This is a genomic window from Neobacillus sp. PS3-34, assembly GCF_030915465.1.
Taxonomy (GTDB): Bacteria; Bacillota; Bacilli; order Bacillales; family Cytobacillaceae; genus Neobacillus_A.
Genome location: NZ_CP133267.1, coordinates 4,764,379 through 4,782,303 on the forward strand (window position 1 = coordinate 4,764,379; position 17,925 = coordinate 4,782,303).

Below are 17,925 nucleotides of genomic sequence, written 5' to 3' on the forward strand. Positions count from 1 at the left end.
TTACCAACCTTTGAAGGACGATATTATTATTAAACTCCCTGAAAGTCGTGTTTCAGGGAGTTTTCACTGAGTATATTTATTTGTGACTGAGGCTTCAAAATAACGGTATGATATTTATTTTTCCATCATTAATCTTAAAATGAGTTCGTCCGTATGCCTTGTTCCTTCATTTCCAAGCTTACAAAAACTTTCTATGCTTTTTTCTACATCATCATGAATAAATCCATCAGTGGATTTAATTTCTTGATTGTTTAGTGCCAACAAAGCGGATTGAACGGCAACATTCGAACAGGTGGATACTTTCATTGCGCAGCCCGCCTTTGCCCCATCGCAAATCATTCCAGACACATTACCAATTGTATTTTGAATCGCTGCTTTTATTTGATGCAAACCACCATCGAGCAAGAAAACAATGGCTCCGCTAGCACCCATTCCCGCGGCAGTTACACCGCATAAGGCAGATAGACGGCCAAATTTAGATTTGATATGAATCGTCATAAGATGGCTAAGTGCAACTGCCCGAATCATCTTCTCCTCAGAAACCTGCAATTTCTCCGCCACTGCCACCACGGGAAGTGTGACAGCAATTCCTTGATTTCCACTCCCGGTATTCGCCATAACAGGCAGTGTGGAACCTGCCATTCTAGCATCCGAACCAGCGGCCGCCAGCGCCATCGCTGCAGTGGCTATATCATTGGATAGTATTCCTTTTTTCACATTTTCCTTAAGGGTTTTTCCTACTTTTAAGCCGTAATCCCCTGAAAGACCTTCTATTCCAATCACTCTATTTAGCTCAATACTCTTTTTTACCAGAGATAATGAACTGATATCGACATTTGTAACCCATTCATAAATTTCATCAATTGTGAGAGACGTTAATTCCTCTTCATCTGATTGGAAGCCAATATTCTCACAGCCGCCTTGATACACAACCCTACCATCAACCTCAATTAGAGAAATATTGGTATGATTATCGGAAATTACCACTTTAGAAGATTGCTTATCTGTTTGTAGAGTCACTTCAATATAAAGTATTTTCGGAGTATCAGCCTGGCCAGAGGTTACTTTACCTTCCTCAATTAGCTTTAGTGCTGACTGCTCATCATCAAAAGTAAGCCCACTTAATACCTCAAGCTGCCTTGATGGATCTCCGGCTACTGCTCCAATAGCAGCAGCAAAATCAAGGCCAGTAGAAGTCATTCCGGGAATTCCGACTGATTTAGCATTCTTAATAACATTTCCACTAGCTTTCACACATATCTCTTTTATTTCACCCTTTGCATTGCTTTTAGCAGTTGCTGCGGCTAATGCAATCGCAACAGGCTCCGTACAGCCAAGGGCAATCACTAATTCTTTCTCTATAATCGCTAATATTTTGTGTTTCTCCATTGTATTCCACACCCACTTTGCTAGTAACCTATTTCTGATATTAACATAGCAGGTCAGATTCTTGGGGAGTTTTTCATTGTTTGACAGAAAAATTTTATTAAAATGAATATTTCACTCAAAAAAAGAATCTCACTGATAAGAGAGATTCTGTATATGAAATGTCGAGGAATATGGATCAGATTTAACTTTTCCACTTTCACCAATTGGATCCCTATCGGTTTTAGTGAAAGCATTGTCGGTTAATGTGGAGTAAGTGGTGTGTTATTAGGATCAATACATTACCTAAAATGTTTTCTTTTAAGCTATATTTAGGTATAATAAATTCAATGCAATGCGTAAAATAAAAAAGACCAGACATGCTCTAACATTTCCGGTCATACAATAGACGGCTCCCCCAAAGGGGTCGGCTATAAAGTGGGGATAATCCACCTGAGCCGCTAACTCAAAGGTGGATTATTTTTTTTGGTTAAATGACAGTAAAGCGACGATTAAGCTCGCAAATGCAATCATAATCATTAAAGCTTCAAATACTGTCATACAGCATCACCCCCTTTCAAAGCAGGAGTGTGCCGACCACCCTTGAGAAAACCTATTCTATTGTAGTTTAATTATATCATTTTCCAAAACATAAGAACGCATCTGTACCAAGCAATGACAAGGAACATACCACTCAACTCCAGGTTTCTTACCATCCACTAATTTCTATATCATTCGTTCTTATTTATATGAATCTCCCTACAAGTAAAATCACCAATAATTCTTCCCGAAAAAATAAATGATTTCTTCTTTATAATGAAACTTGTCATTCAGCTTTTGCAAATATTCGGTATCATGTGTATACGTTTTTCCCGTTTCCAGCATTTCCCGGTAAAGGTTAACATACGGAAGCTGGTGCTGTATCGCGTTTTTCCATTCTTTTTCAATATCATAGGAAATTCTTTTAAAACTCACTTCAGCAATCCCTTCTTCATCTATTTCAAGAATGGCATACTGGGCGCGGCGGTCGGCGCGATGCTTTTCCCAATGATAAAAAGGCTGCCCAATAGTCCCCGGGTTAATAATCAATTGATCCTTGCTGCTATAGCGCAGCAATTGATGATGGGTATGGGCATAAATCGCAATATCATAATCTTGATCAAATAACTGATCAAATTTTTCCTGGTGATTGGTTGGCCATAAATCTCCACCATAGTTTTTCGTTTGCAGATTATGACTCAAACTGATGGATAGATGATTCACTTGTTTCGTCACTTGCATGGGTAGATTCTGAATTTGAGGAATGCGGGTCGGATCCAAATTTTCACATTGATACTGTGCCAACCTGGAAGCATAGATATCAGTAGCGTTTTCAAGATCAATGTTTTTATTCAGTACATCAAGGAAACTGTCCTCCCAATTTCCCTTTATATACGTGGTTGCCTGAATGCGATCCAAAACTTCAAACAACTCATTTGCTCCGCCCTGGCATGATCAAATCTCCCAAAAACCAGTAGTCCATGACACCTTCTCTTTCACAATCTTCCACAACCGCTTCTAAAGCACTCACATTTCCGTGGACATCCGCTAGAAGCGCAATTTTATGATTCATCTATTTCAGTCCTCTCAGTGCCATGTAAGATTTATTTTTCACCTAAGATGATCTCACTAACTCCCTAAATATATTTCGAAAAATTCATCATCTCATTTTTATACTATCATTAATTTTTCCATTTATCTTTCAAAAAAATAGTTTGTGAACATTCTCTAATAAGATGAAAATCAAGACCCTTATTAGTTTTCTTCTATCAAAGTTTTATGTATAATAAAATCAACATACAGCATAAACTAAAAGAGACCAGACATGCTGCTAACATGTCCGGTCACACAATAGGCGGTTCCCGCAAAGGGGTCGGCTTTCTCGTGAGATAATCCACCTGAGTGCCAAGCTCAAGGGTGGATTTTTTTGTAAAATCTAAGTGGAAAACAACATCAAAAATCTAATCCTGAAACACTTATAAGCTTGTCCCGCGAGGTCAGCTTATTTTTTTATTTTCAATGCTTAGCTTTTTGTCCAAAAACTGTCGATACAGGTTGTCCTCTTTTTGATGGCAGTAATGACCATTGGTTCAATCGGCTTCATGCTGAACCGTTAAAAATACAGCACAATTGAACTTACAATCTCCCTTTACCTGATTTAGTTGGATTTCCATTCATATTGAATATCTGGTAAATTTTCTTCATTTTCGTGCCCTCTACCAATGATATTAAATCCATTTTTTTCATAAAATCGTTGTGCGTTTTCATTTACTTCAAATGTATATAAAGTTAATCTCCCTCTTGATTGTTCTTTTGCCTTGTCAAGTAATGCTTGACCTATTCCGAATCCTTGATAATTAATATGAATATAAAGCTGGCTAATCTCTCTTTCGGTATAAGCGATCATCCCAACTACTTTGTCATCCATTAACGCCAAATCTATTTGATACTGCTTGGGTAAGATATCATTTAAAAAATAAATATGATTTTCGAAGCTATGAATTTCTTTCTGGCCAATAGCCTGTTCCTTACTATCTCGCCACATTCTCACTGTCTGTTCAGCATATGTAGGATGATACGGAGTTATTGTAAATTTGTGTTGAGTCACTAGAATACCACCTTAAAAGAAGTTTACTTGTTATATAAGGTCCTTACATAATCGACATGTCCTGGCACTTGTCAATTATATCCACTTTTTTGGTTATAGACTCTTTCCATTTGCCTTACCTTTAAATGGATGCTCCTGCCACGAAGGTTGCCTGGAAATTAGTGGTGCCTGAAGCTAAAATCATAATGTCACATAAATTAATAGCTGTTTTCTATCGTGTCATAAAGTATGCTTTTTGACAGTAGTCACACCCTTCCGTTACAAATGTTTAAAAACACCAGTCTCGGTATTCCCATAAAAGGACCAGATTGTGGGGTAAGAATAAATTGTCTGTATAAATTGGAAGCTTTCTTGGGGAACCTAGCTTTCTCAAATAAATGAAGGTTTTGAAGAAGTAATAAATAAGGGAACATATAAAATTTAAAATTATGAGGAAATTAGTAACCTCCTCATAACTCTAAATCCGATATTATAAAACTTATTTTCACTTTATTGCTCTCTAACTAAATCCCAATATTGCCTTTTGTCCATCCTTCTATAAAATCCTTTAAGGAAGGGGCTTTCCATGTTCTACTGTCTGTTTCATGATCCCAAACGTATATATCGTCCCTTTGAATGGCTCCGTTTATTATAGAATACCCAAAGAAATCACCATTTCCAGCATCTGCAACAAAAAGTAAATTATCAAAAGGCATATACATAGATTTGAATTCTTCAGCAGTTCTAAAATCATTATTTATATCTAATATTTTTCTAGTTGACCATATTAGATAGCTCCCATACGTGTCTTTTATTCCATCTGATTCATGGAATAATTCAATTAATTCACTAGGGAGTTGTACATTGTAATTCTCTTCTAGGTAATTTATTGCTTTTTTATCTGCAGGTTCATTAAAAATATATTCCCCTTCTTCGGAAATACTATTTATAAATTCTTTCCACATTTAAGCATCTCCCATTTAATACTTTATATTATTTGAACTGCAATGGCAAAATCAATAATTTATCCACGAATTATTTACAATCTTTGCATGGAATAAAACCGGTAAAGGAATTAAATTACTTTTGTCGTTAGAACCATAATATACTCTTAGAATTATGAGCGTCTGGCACCTTTATGGGCAATTTAAAGATTTTGTTCATTAGTGGTGCCTGATGCTAAAAATTCGATGTTGTTTGGTCCCCATTCCTTGTAATCGTTTAACAGCACTTTGAATCCCATTACTCTACGAATGCTTCATAGCCTTTCTCATCACACCTTCATTTATATAAATAGAGGTGTTAATTTTGATTAATTAATATTTTCTTTTCCTATTTTGATCTTATTTCTTTCCTCAACAATCCCATCCAAATATCCAGTAAATTCCGAAATCCCAGAGTAAGACAAACATAAGTACTCCTTCGCCCTAGTCATGCCAATATAAAGAAGTGATACTTCCCTCTCTTTATCTTCTTCAAGTGGAAAAGGCATGGAGTCGACATTGACAATAAAGACAGCACGAAAATCAAGTCCTTTGCTGCTGTCGATTGTGCTGATTTTGATCTTACCGTCTTCTTTTTCAAAGGACCGCTTGCTTGTATCATTCTCAGTAATCCAAAAATGCGGTAATCCTGCTTCATCTAAAGAACGCTTGATAATATCAATGATAGGATACTGGTGTGTGCGTTTCACCCGGTATAAAATCAGCATATCATCATATGGAACCTTCTTTTCCATATGCAACTTTTGGATCTGTCTTGCCACAAGCTTGATTTCTTCAAAGAAAGTGGCCGCCTTGATGATTCCTGGTTCAGGTCCTTTTCGCTTCGTGCTTTGTGGGGCAATAATATCCCCTTCAAGCTCTCGGTTAACGACCTTGTTTTTAAACAAAGAGTGCTTTTGATAAAAATCCCATGCAAACTTAACGATTTGAGCAGTGTTACGATAATTAATGGATAAAACCTTTGATCGGCCCTGAAAGCTTAAGCCTGTATCCTGCAAATAAGAACGCTTTCTCTTATAAATTGATTGCGCCCGGTCCTCAACGAGCAATAATGATTGTGTATCAGCATTGATCAGAAGGCTCACCAATCTCAGCCAATCTGCTTCAAAGTCCTGCCCTTCATCGATTAAAACGGCATCATAGGTTGGAAGGATGGCTTGCTTATTCTCCAGCTTTTCTGCCAGGTCGGGAATCTGCTGCTCCCTTATTTTTAAATCATTCTTCAACCATGAATGAAAATTACGGACGAGGATTTTATCTTGATTCACTGGCTTTACCTTTGATTCTGTCGAAAAATCAAAATCAAACAAATTCTCCGGCTCGTTTAACATGTGGGTAACCATTTGCTGAATCGAATTCGCAAGAGAAATATTATAACAGAGAATAAGAATCTTCCAATCAGGATTCTGTTTCAATAACATCTTCGCCCTGCTGGCAAGAATGATCGTTTTGCCGCTGCCTGCGACCCCGCGGATTAATCTATTTTTATCTCCAATTTGCTTGGCCAGATTTTCCTGATGCAAATCCATTGTTTTGATATCATGCAAAGACAGCAGCAGCTGGTCCTGATATGGAACCGGCGCCTTGAACTCCGCACTGATCCGAACTTCCGGAAATAAATGATAACGGATGGCATTTATATCATCCATACTTAAAGGTTCCCTTAGCCGATATGGAACGACGAACATATTTAATATCTTTTCGATTAATACATCTTCAGAGAATTCTTCTTTATCAGGATCGATTTCATCCCGTGTTAAACAAAGATGAGGCTCAATAATGCTGTAAAGACTATTCTCAACCATATCTTTTGAGAATAATCTTGTAAAAACTACTCCGTGTCCATAAGGGAATTTTAATTGAAACTTAAATTTCCCATCCAGCTGTACAAGACTTTTGTCCTTCTTTAATGCATCTACGACACGAAACATATTATCCCTGGCCTGCTTCATCGGACTTTTAATCACAGCCTGATCGCCAGATGTGGTTACGATATGCCACTCATCATGATTCAATTGGAACAGGGTATTCTTCGTATAATCCTTTACCTCAAGCACAATAAGACCCAGATCAGGCCCGATTATAACAAAATCAGGTCTTCTCCCCTGGATCTCCGGTTCAAAGTAAACAATATAGTCATCTGGAAGATATGTTTTAAGAGTCCGGAATAACAATCTTTCTCCCATCGTCGCTGAAGAACGGATCGCTTCAGGAATCGTAACCGCCATATTAACCGCTCCAAAATTTTTAATTTTCTCCATTATACTACAAATACTTCCACCAACCTAAATATTTACAAAATTCACCATGCAAAATAGCAATCTTCTGCTTAAATAAACAAAATTCTTCCAAAAAGGATTGTTTTTTTGAGTGATTATTTGAATAATAGAATTAAAGTAATATTTTTACATACATAGCAAATGACTAGAAAGTGAAGTGGAAAAATTGCTAAAAGCAATCCTTAATAAATTATTTCAATCAAATCATCCATCAACCCAACCAAACGTCAAACCCATTAGCCAAGAAGAAGTAGAAGCGTTAGTAGATGCACGGTTAAAAGAGCATGCCGCAACGATTGAAAAATCGATTGCAGACCAAAGTACCCCTGCTCAGCCTACTGACCAAGAGGACTACACCTTAACAGCAAAACAGATTGAATTTGCCCTATCGTTAATTGGAAAAGTGAAGGATTATGAACTAGCAACTGATCCATCCAATTTAACCATTAAAGATTTGAATAAATTAATAGCTTACAACCGATTTAAGAACAAAGGAATACTTGTTAATCTTGCTAAAAAAGGTGTGCTGAAAAATTAAAAATAAAAGATTTGGAGGAATATGATGGCTACATATAAAAATATTCAGGAATATATTAAGCTGAAACACGGATATACTCCCAAAAGCTGTTGGATTGCTCATATGAAGGAGGTTCATGGTTTAAATCCAAAAATTGCGAATAATAGATTCTCACCAAATTCGAGGACAAATCCATGTCCATTAAAGAGACAAGAGGATATTAAAGAAGCTTTTCAACATTTTAGCATGATATGAGTTAAATTCATTGAAAACTGTAGAATTGGAAAAAGCTTTAAAGTCAATTGCGAAAAGATCTTCTATAGAGGACTACGAAAAATACTGTGACGGATCACTTTCAAAAAAGAAAAAATAAAAGTCTATCTCACAAGTATACTGAAAGTGGGGCTACAATCAGGGTCAGTTTTGCCGAAAAGATATTTTTGGATCATGAAGAAATAAATGCTTTAAAAATAATTATGGACTCAAACCGATTAGATTATCATGTTAAAGAGACTGCATAGCAACTATTAAAAACCATTAACCTCGGCTCCTAACGAACCGAGCTTAATGGTATAAAGATAAGAAAAGTTATAAATTTTACTTAGTAGCAAAAGGAAATAGTTCCTTTCTTACTCTAATTGCAGCTAATTTCGCTTTCTCAAAATCCTTTGTTCTCATTATATATTTACTTCCACAAGTAACTATCCAATCATTATTAGTTGCATCCCAATTTACATTTCTTACTCCAGACAAGCTATTTTTATTAGCGCCTTTTCTATTTTGTTGGTTTTCAGAAAAAGTAACGTTCCTTAAATTTCTCTTTCTGTTATCCAAGGTATCATGATTTATGTGATCAACTATCTTATCCTCTGGTGCATCCATTACAACCCTGTGTAAATATACTCTTCTCCTATCCCCATTTATAACTATTGTATTTACAGCGTATGGTTCGCCGTTACCCTGGTAATAATGCCATGTATACCCGAGACTACTCACCTTTAATAAGTCTTCCTCGTCTATCATTGTTACAACATAATTTTCTTCATTTTTCACTTTCAAGAAAATATGAACTATTCCAGTTTCTTTTAAGTATTTATTAGTCATCTGCTCTGAGTAAAGCTTAATATTTTCCATTCTAAAATCTAAACGGTCACCATTAACAAAATAAGCAGTTTTCTCATCTGAATTTCCTAATAGGACTTTTCTTAAGGTTTGTTTTTTTGACGAAGAAACATCATAAATTTTTGTATATACAACATAATCATCTATATCTTTTTTCTTTTCACATATCCAAGTATATTTTTTTACTAAATCTAGTTGATTACTATCTATTTTTATAACTAAGCCTTCTTCATTTCTTCGATTTATAGACATGTATGCTACATCATCATGAACTTCAATCGCATTTCCTTTTAAAGGCTTATTAAACGATAAATTTTCTTTCCTGTTATTAAGGGGATTACCATCAATAAAATAAATAGGTTTGCTAGGAAAATCAAGGATCCATTTTGTAAGGGTGGTTTGCTTCTTTATCCCATTGTTAGTGATTGTCCCTCTCACTTCTACTCTATTGCCCAATTTTTGATATCTCCAAGTGTTCGGAAATTCTTTTACTTTTTCCAAATCTTCAATATCAATAAGTGCTTCACCTGTAATATTGTTTGTGGAATCTTTTAAATAGAGAGTGACAACCTTAGCATCGATTAAATAATCATTATTCATCAATCCACCGCCTTCCTAGATATTCCTTAATGAAAAAATTAATATTACATTCTCGAACAGTATCATATATGTAATTAGTTTTTCACAATCTTTTACGACCTAAGCCTACACTCTTACTGATCCTCAACTTCCACTAGGAAAACCCTCTCCTTGAAGCCCCCTCTTTTCTCAACCTTTTGTGTTCGTATCTCTTCTACAGATTCAAAAGAAGCACCATGATACTCCGCCAGAGCATGCACAACCTCTAAAACATCCGCCAGTTCTTCCAAAGCATCTTCATGGTTATCAGCACTCATATATTCTTCCAACTCTTCGTATGCTTTTTTCTTTAATTCCTTTATGTATTCTTCCTCATTTAATATTTTTGTTGAAAACTTTTTTACATTGGAATCAATTACTTGTGGTATCAGATCACGTACAAGTTTATTGTAGATTGGCAAATTAAAACCTCCCTAACAAAAACGCCATCCGTAAAAAGATGCGTTTCTGCATATAATTACTAACCTATAAAATTAAGAATTTCCTTAAATAACATTGAGGTATGTTTAGAAAAATGTTTATCTTCTAATTAACATAATATCTAGAAGGTCCTCTAAATACCTCTCTGATATGCCAATCTATATAAGTGTTTTGCGGGTGATAGTCAGGATGGATTGGTTTACGAATTTCCTTGCCATGGTATTTAAACAACCATTCATTGATTCCATTTGTACCATGTGCTTCTTCAGCTAAAAGAAATACATTGTTTTCAGTAATGGCAAATACCCCTCGATCAAACAATTTATGGTGCATGGAACAGAGTGCAATTCCATTTTTTTCTGAATCAGGCCTCCTGCTTGATGCCATTTTATATGAGCAGCCTCTACGCCAACCAAATTATTACCAAGACGTACATTAAAGCCACAAACAGCACAGCTATACTCGTATGCCTTTAATATTTTTTCTCGAAAATAAGGGTTCCTTGTCCTTTTACCTCTAAATTCCAAATCTAATCCAATAGAATTCAAGATATCCTCGTGTATTGTATCAGGGAAATGCTCATTTAAGATAAATTCTGCTATATCACGAATTAGTTTATTATTTCCTTTTAGTAAATTAAAAACAGATTCGGTAAATCCTCCGCTTATATCATACTCCAGCAATATTCGATTGCTCGGATTTTTCAAATTTATCCGAGATACATCACTCAACTCCCAAATACCATCATTTTTCAATCTAATAAAAGGTTCTTCCGGATGTTGTGACTTTCTTTTTGGTCCAAATTCTATTAATAAATTACTTAGAATTTCTTTTACCTCTTTGTATGGTAAATACCTATCTTTATTACTTTGTATTTGAGCAAGAGAATATAAGATAAGTAAAGGTTTATGAGGAGCCCTTTGATCTCTCTTTTTCCATACACTAATGTTTTGGATTTTCTGTTTAAAGTCATGTTCATTCATTCCCAAAGAATCCTCCAACCTTTAAACTTGATATCTAATGTATTATTAATATTATAATTGCTCATTTTATTTCCATTTAATTAAATCTTCCAATTTTTATTATATAATATTTATTGCAAAAAACGGCAGATTTTTTAATCTGCCGTTTCATTGCGCTATATGTGTAATCTGTCAATGTGACTGGCATCTTTAATGAAACATTAAAGACAATATGTCCTTTACTTTGCGTAAGGATACCCAAGAAGAATTATGGGGCTGCTTTTAATTTAGGTCGGTGCGCTAGTTGAAAAGAATAGAAATCAATTTCCTATATATATCCTTCCACGAATTATCTAGATTCAAGGTTAGAACGTCTATCTTAATTCGATCATCCCATTTGAAGGTTTCATCTACTTCTACCCCATTAAACGGATAAATTAAAATGCCTCTCAAGTCCAAGTCATCAGGCTGATGCATTAAATAGGTAAATAATTGATACAGATTATGACTATGAAAGGATGCCTTACCAAATAAAATTGCGGTGCTGTTCGATGATTTGTATGCCCTTTTTCATAAACAGCAAGACGACCAAAGTTCTGATTCCAGTTGAAGCCATTTAACACTTTATCCTCTACAAAGATATATATTATAACCTTAAGTTAAATGAAAAAAAGAATTGAGTAGCCCATTCTAGTCTCCTCGATTTAAGTTTAAAGTTTGTGTTCCAATAAACTGTGAAAATATGATTAATTACTCCATTTATGACTTAAAAAATATCCTTAAACTGATAAGTAAATTATTGATATAAAAATACTTTTGAATGAATTAAACTCAACTTTCGCACATAGAAATTATTATTTATCAAGCATATTATGAACTTCACATTATTACAATTAATGTTAATTATATATCATTAAAAGGTAACAACAGTTGATTTTTTTGAATCTACCGACTGTTGTAAATATAATTATCAAGTTGTGTAAATCTTTATATACGCTGACTATTATTAAAATGACCTCAACCCATTCATCCTGCTATTATATGCCTACATCTTGGTTAATCATTTTTCCTTAAACATTCTATCCTCCTTTTTATAAAGTTAAATAAAGTTTCAATTTGTTTTAAAATATATAAATATTAGGGAAAAATGCTACAAACTATTAAAAAGGATGATTTGTTGTGGCAGATAAATTTTCTAAAGAAAAACGCAGTAAAATAATAAAATCAATACGATCACAATCGGAACTATAAAACTTAGTTTCCCGTGAATTATGGAAAATAGAATTCTATTCAGAAAAAATGACAAATCTCTCTTTGCGAAACCAGACATCTCGATAAAAAAGTACAAAGGCGTTATTTTTATTGATTCTTGTTTTTGGCATCTATGTCCAATTCATGGACATAGACCAAAATCTAACCAAGTTTACAGGGATAAAAAACTGAATCGTAATATTCTGAGGGAAGCCAAAGTAAAGGAATGTTATAATCAAATGGATTGAAACTTAACGAGGGTTTGGAACACGAGATAAAAGAATACTTAAAATAAGTAATTGAGGAAATAGTTTCTGTTATACAAAAGGCAAAGGAGGATTCTTAATAATCCCTTGGCTTAAATTCTTTTGTACCATTCATAAATTAAAAAATAATAAAAAAGATAATCTACATTACTAATAACAAATGGTAAATTAAAATTGAGAAAAGCACTCTTGATGAGTGCTTAAAAAATTCAAAAAGCATTTGATTTTTTATTTATGCATTAATTTATAGGACTTATCCTAGCTGATATTCTGAAGTTAATTTTATGGTAGACCACCCGTGCTCTTGTCCGCGGCTAAATTTTACACGAAGGCTAATTGTATCAAGGTCATCATTCCATGCTAAAGTATTTTGAATGGCGGATGGTGTTTTTGAGTAAACACTAACTATACTGTCAATTTTTGAATGCTCTTTGCAATAACTTACACAATCTTCATAAAAGGTAACAGCCATCATTGCCTTACCTAAAAGATTCTCAATTCCTTGCTTCAATTGTTCCTGTGTTGCCAAATTAAGTTGCATTCCTAGCTCCTCTGAGAGAACCTCAAGACTTCCCTTATGGCTCAATTCCCCGTTTTCATATCTAGATTTCACTTCATTAACAGTTGGAATCATACTTCCAACATTAAAAAATGTTGGTCCTAATATTGTACCTATACCTGGATTTTTAGTGGTAATTTTACTGCTCTTTTTTGCAAGTGCCTTTAGAGAAATGTTTTCCACAATATAAGCATCATTCACTTTTAAGATTAATTGCAGATCACCTGTATTAAGTCTATCGCTTATATAGCTATCTGGAACCAACTCAATACTTTCCATAGTGTAGTCTTCATATTTTTCATTTAACTTCTCTTTAATTGCTGTATAAATTGTAGATGTAGATTTGAATAATTTTTTTAGCACTTCGGATTTTACTAGAGAATAATATTTTTGCAACAATAGTACACATTCATGAGTTTCTACTTGAGAGATTCCTGGATATTCCTTAATAAAGTAGTAGTAGGAAATGGCTTCATGGCATTTCCCAATTGCATTGCTACTATTTACAGTTTGATTATATTCATGAGCATGTAATAAATCATTCATTTTTTGAATGGTACTGCTATTTATATTTTCTTTTTCATGTAGATCCGGGAATGTATCATAACTTGCTGCTAGTTTTATTGAGGAAATTGGACCGCTTTCAAATTTGAATCGCAACGTTAAGGCAATTTTACCAAATCTTATTCCCACTGTATTTTTTCCGGATTTATATATTTGAATATCACTAAAATTAGGTGTCCCGGGATTAAAGTTTTCAACACTAACATTATTTTCATTTTCTCCGTAGCTTGTAATTATATTTACATCTTCAGTCATAAAAAAGGCATTAAAAGCATGAAAAAAACCCTCAGCCTTCTCATTGTAAAAGTCCTTTATCAGGGCAAAATATGATTCACGCAATTTATATAAAAACTTATCCCTACAAGGATTAATTATTTCAGTAAACCTAGGAAAATAGCTCGATACTAATTTCTTTAATTCCTTTTTATCTGAAAAGTAATGTGTCCCTTCCCTAACTTCCACGAGTTCTTTCAAGAACACCAAGTAATTTTTTTCGAAAAGTATATTAAATTCGGTCTGTAGTTGATCTGATAAAAAATATTTTTTTAAAAAACTTTTTGCCCCAGGATTTTTCGGCTGTATCCGTCCTCCTTTTTTTATTAAGAAGAGGTTTATTTTCACTAATTTGTTATTGGTTAGATGCAGCGTAAGATCTTTTTCCTGGTCCGGATGTTTAGAATCAAATTTCGATGTAACAAACTCTATATTTTTATATAGATTTGTTATGTAATTTACAGTTTCAAGAATTGTACTAGGATAATAATCAATAGGTTGTTTTTGTGTAAATTGCAATAATGCTTGGTGAACGGATTTAACATGGTCATCACCAATAAGTCTAGGTTTTTTTTTCATGTTCCACCTCTTCCTTAATATACCATATCTTTACTTTACTTAGCTAATTAATGAGGTATAAGAGAAAAAACTGGCCAACTTGTCCAAGAAATGATAAAATAACATTATATCATCTCTTGGGAGGTATCAAGATAGTGAAAGTTGAAGAAAGAGGACGAGCAAAATACCGCCCCTTAAAAGATTACGATTCCAAACAGGTTAAGCAATTGCTACTGGATAAAATACAGGAAGAAGAAAAAATGATAAAGAATATCGAAAACGATTATGCATTGCCAAAGCTTGATTATCGTGAAGATAAAATAAATGTAATCAGTCTTTTCTCAGGTTGTGGTGGCCTTGATTTAGGAGTCGAACTAGCAGGATTATCTGCTGCCATTGGAGAAAAAATGGTCAATAAAGCTTTTAATGAAAAAGATTTGTTTAATGCTGTAAGAGGCGATAGTATATTTCATACAGTCTATTCCAATGATCTTTTCAAAGAAGCTAATGAATCTTATAAAATAAATTTCCCTTCAGTTTTCCAGCAACAGTTAGATATACGCAAAGTAAAGACTTTTCCTAAAGCGGATTTAGTCCTTGGCGGTTTCCCTTGCCCAGGCTTTAGCGAAGCTGGTCCACGATTAATTGATGATGAAAGAAATTTCCTTTATATCCATTTTATACGTTGTCTGCTTCAAGCAAAACCGTTTGCATTTATTGCTGAAAATGTTAAAGGGATGATGACTTTAGGAAAAGGCGAAGTAATAAATCAAATTGTTCAAGATTTTTCTTCTGCAGGATACAATGTAAAATTCAAATTAGTTAATGCACGAGATTTTGGAGTACCTCAACTTAGAGAACGAGTATTTATTGTTGGAATAAGAGAAGACTTAGATTTTAATTATGAACATCCGGAGCCAACACATGGAGAAGGAAAACTACCTTATGTAACGTTAAAAGAAGCTATTGGAGACTTAGAAACCTCCCCTGGAGAGTGGTTTGAGGGTGGATTTTCCCCAATATACTTATCTCGTAACAGAAAAAAAAGATGGGACGAGCAAAGTTTTACCATTCAAGCTTCAGGTAGACAAGCACCGCTGCATCCTAGCGGTCCGGGAATGGTGAAAATAGAAGCTGATAAGTGGGATCTCCCAGGAGATGAATCCTTACATCGCCGTTTGTCTGTAAAAGAAATTGCTCGCATACAAACTTTTCCAGATTGGTTTGAATTCTCTAATGGAGGTAATATGAGTGTCCAGAAAAATAATAGGTTGGACAAGCAGTATAAACAGATCGGGAATGCCGTCCCTGTTATGTTGGCAAAGGCAATTGCAATGCCACTCGCAATTTGGGCAACAAATAACATTAGCATAATTAAACAGAAGCACGCCGCTATCATAAGATAACATTTTATAAACCTTTCCATTATCAAGGTTAGGTTTCAGAGTGACGACAAAAAGTATTACGAATTAGCCCATTTCGGATGCCTTTTGCCATATTAATATACATTGATTTTTAACCAGACCTCTCCGAGGTCGTTTTTTTTGCAATTTATGGACTTACCCAAGTCCTTAAATTGCAATTTTTTTTTAGGTTCATAGCAACAAAAATTAAGCATCGCCTGCATGGACAAAGGTCCCTTAAAGGACTTGATTTGAACCATAAATTAGTGAAATGTTCTACATATGAATTAGAAACGGAACTCTCTTCGATAAAATGAAAGTATACTTCTGAATAAGTATTAAGAATTTTAACCGTTTCACCATTACCTATGTTACTTTTTTTAGGATGCTTTACAACAGCCCAGGCAACTTGCGTTGAAGTAAAGTTAACAGTACTCTCCGTAATAGAAGCATTAACAACAACAATAATGAATTTATCATGTATTATATTGGACCTATATCTTCGCTCCATTTGTACAATGTTATAAAGAAATTTTTTTATGGCCTGAATTCTTACTCCTTGTGCTTGGTTTGAAGCTCGGGTTTGCTTCAAAAATTTGCATACTGTTTGTTTAGTTTTGGTTTAGTCTTGCTCATTAGTCACGTTTTATCACAAATAAATCATTTCATTTTTTCTTCATAAAAGAATACTGTTGTGCCAGTTTATAATAAATATTCTATTTATTACTTTTTATTGACCATCGTTCATAATCTCACCTTTTATTGTAAGCATTAAGATAATTATAATGTTGGATAAATTAGAAAAGAAGCATATGTACTGGTATTTTATAGATAGATGATTATAAAGAAATCATTAACAGTTTCAATTTGCAGGTACTTTAATAAATTTTCTATGCTTAAAATAGCGGAATTATCTTTTGATTTTTTCATAATTACTTTATCTCGAGCAAAAAACCCGAATTGCTTCTATATGCGAATTCGGGTTTGCCTTTTTACGTTTGAGAATTCTTTAGAAAATATTATCTCTCCAAATTAGGGTCTTCGGTGATGGCTGGGTTATTAAATATTCTTGGTTTTCTTGTTTTTTTATTAGATCAACTATCAAAATATTACTATTAACAAAATCAGCTAGTTTCTCATCAAATCTTACCCTAATAACTTTGCATAGTTTTTTATCGGACAAAATAACTAACTCATAATTATCGTCAATTATATTTATTCCAATTAATTTCCCCTTAATATGAAATGAATTGCAACTTAGTTCATCTTTAATTCCACTATCCCAAAATGGTTTACACATAAATTTAAATGGACAATTTCCACATTGTACTTTCGAAGGTGAAGCCAGATAAAAAATGTTATCACATTCTGTTTCATCTATTTTATTATTAATTAATTCTAATGCCCTCAATGCTTTCAATGCCTCTTGTTCCGCTATATCTAGGTTTACTGTTTCTTCATAAATTTGATTGTCAGTATTTATTACTCGATAAATAACATTTTCACTTTGATAAACAATCGAACAAACAAAAGAATAAATTAGCATCTGACTTGTTATTGTAGAAAATATATTTCCAGATTCATCGAATATCTTTCCTGTTTTATAGTCCTCAATAACAATTTTATTATTAGATACATATATACGATCAGGACGTCCTTTCAATTTCCCATCAAAAATCTCTATATTTGTCTCCACTAATGTTAAATTAGAGGCTACTGGAATATGTGCCGATCGAGAAGCTACTAACCTTTTAGCCAAAATTTTCAATCGAGATAATCTTAAATAAAATCCTGGCCATTCTTCTATTGTTTGCCAGCTATACTTAAATAAACTTTGTTTTAACAAGGAAGAGCATCCTTCAAAATATAGATCTTTTATTTTCAATTCTATTTCATTATTATTTAGATGATCAAAATGACCTTTATTGATCTTCTCGATAATCTCATGGCTAACTATACCAATTAATGTCTTCGGTTGCCGATAAATAAATCGTTGGTATTCGCTCCTACTAATAAGATAATTTTTTAATAAACATCCTGAGAATGAAAGGTATATCGATGGTGTAATATATTTAAGTTTATCCAAATTTGGAATTTGTGGTAATTCTAGAATCATC

Annotated in this window: 12 protein-coding genes and 2 pseudogenes; 3 read left to right on the plus strand and 11 right to left on the minus strand. The window is 33.8% G+C overall.

Annotated features, from left to right (window positions below):
- Positions 1-114 precede the first annotated feature (114 nt).
- From RCG23_RS25140 to RCG23_RS25160, 6 genes and pseudogenes are all read right to left on the minus strand, one after another.
- Positions 115-1,389: an L-cysteine desulfidase family protein gene (locus tag RCG23_RS25140; protein WP_308177920.1), complete on the minus strand. Its 1,275-nt coding sequence runs from the start codon at positions 1,387-1,389 to the stop codon at positions 115-117.
- A gap of 453 nt (positions 1,390-1,842) precedes the next feature.
- Positions 1,843-1,926, minus strand: a complete 84-nt coding sequence (locus tag RCG23_RS26125; RefSeq protein WP_374049874.1) for a putative holin-like toxin — start codon at positions 1,924-1,926, stop codon at positions 1,843-1,845.
- 210 nt (positions 1,927-2,136) lie between these two features.
- Positions 2,137-2,977, minus strand: a pseudogene (locus tag RCG23_RS25145) (metallophosphoesterase).
- 585 nt (positions 2,978-3,562) lie between these two features.
- Entirely contained in the window at positions 3,563-4,012 is a 450-nt protein-coding gene (locus tag RCG23_RS25150) for a GNAT family N-acetyltransferase (protein ID WP_308177921.1), read from the minus strand.
- A gap of 503 nt (positions 4,013-4,515) precedes the next feature.
- Positions 4,516-4,956, minus strand: a complete 441-nt coding sequence (locus RCG23_RS25155) for an SMI1/KNR4 family protein (RefSeq protein WP_308177922.1) — start codon at positions 4,954-4,956, stop codon at positions 4,516-4,518.
- A 347-nt stretch (positions 4,957-5,303) separates the two neighbouring features.
- Positions 5,304-7,223 carry a 3'-5' exonuclease gene (locus tag RCG23_RS25160; protein ID WP_308177923.1) on the minus strand — a complete coding sequence of 640 codons (1,920 nt, stop codon included), beginning with the start codon at positions 7,221-7,223 and terminating at the stop codon, positions 5,304-5,306.
- Between the two features lie 208 nt (positions 7,224-7,431).
- On the opposite strand from RCG23_RS25160, the gene RCG23_RS25165 reads away from it, so the two are divergent.
- Positions 7,432-7,812, plus strand: coding sequence for an ABC transporter ATP-binding protein (locus RCG23_RS25165; protein ID WP_308177924.1), 381 nt, complete (start codon positions 7,432-7,434; stop codon positions 7,810-7,812).
- A 576-nt stretch (positions 7,813-8,388) separates the two neighbouring features.
- On the opposite strand, the gene RCG23_RS25170 is transcribed toward RCG23_RS25165, so the two are convergent.
- The 3 genes and pseudogenes from RCG23_RS25170 to RCG23_RS25185 form a co-directional block, all read right to left on the minus strand.
- On the minus strand, positions 8,389-9,513 hold the full coding sequence (locus RCG23_RS25170; RefSeq protein ID WP_308177925.1) for an HNH endonuclease: 1,125 nt from the start codon (positions 9,511-9,513) through the stop codon (positions 8,389-8,391).
- 113 nt (positions 9,514-9,626) lie between these two features.
- The gene (locus RCG23_RS25175; RefSeq protein ID WP_308177926.1) at positions 9,627-9,953 is read right to left on the minus strand and encodes a nucleoside triphosphate pyrophosphohydrolase; all 327 of its coding nucleotides are present in this window, start codon (positions 9,951-9,953) and stop codon (positions 9,627-9,629) included.
- Positions 9,954-10,077: 124 nt separating this feature from the next.
- Positions 10,078-10,955: pseudogene (locus tag RCG23_RS25185) on the minus strand (phosphorothioated DNA-binding restriction endonuclease).
- Between the two features lie 1,250 nt (positions 10,956-12,205).
- Here RCG23_RS25185 and RCG23_RS25190 point away from each other — a divergent pair.
- A complete protein-coding gene (locus tag RCG23_RS25190) occupies positions 12,206-12,433 on the plus strand; it encodes a hypothetical protein (protein ID WP_308177928.1) in 228 nt (75 codons plus the stop codon).
- Between the two features lie 271 nt (positions 12,434-12,704).
- Here RCG23_RS25190 and RCG23_RS25195 read toward each other — a convergent pair whose 3' ends face one another.
- Entirely contained in the window at positions 12,705-14,426 is a 1,722-nt protein-coding gene (locus tag RCG23_RS25195) for a hypothetical protein (protein ID WP_308177929.1), read from the minus strand.
- A 134-nt stretch (positions 14,427-14,560) separates the two neighbouring features.
- On the opposite strand from RCG23_RS25195, the gene RCG23_RS25200 reads away from it, so the two are divergent.
- Entirely contained in the window at positions 14,561-15,811 is a 1,251-nt protein-coding gene (locus RCG23_RS25200) for a DNA cytosine methyltransferase (RefSeq protein ID WP_308177930.1), read from the plus strand.
- Between the two features lie 1,006 nt (positions 15,812-16,817).
- On the opposite strand, the gene RCG23_RS25205 is transcribed toward RCG23_RS25200, so the two are convergent.
- Positions 16,818-17,924 (minus strand): PD-(D/E)XK nuclease family protein, encoded by a 1,107-nt coding sequence (locus RCG23_RS25205; protein ID WP_308177931.1) that lies wholly within the window; start codon positions 17,922-17,924, stop codon positions 16,818-16,820.
- Between the last annotated feature and the right edge of the window lies 1 nt (position 17,925).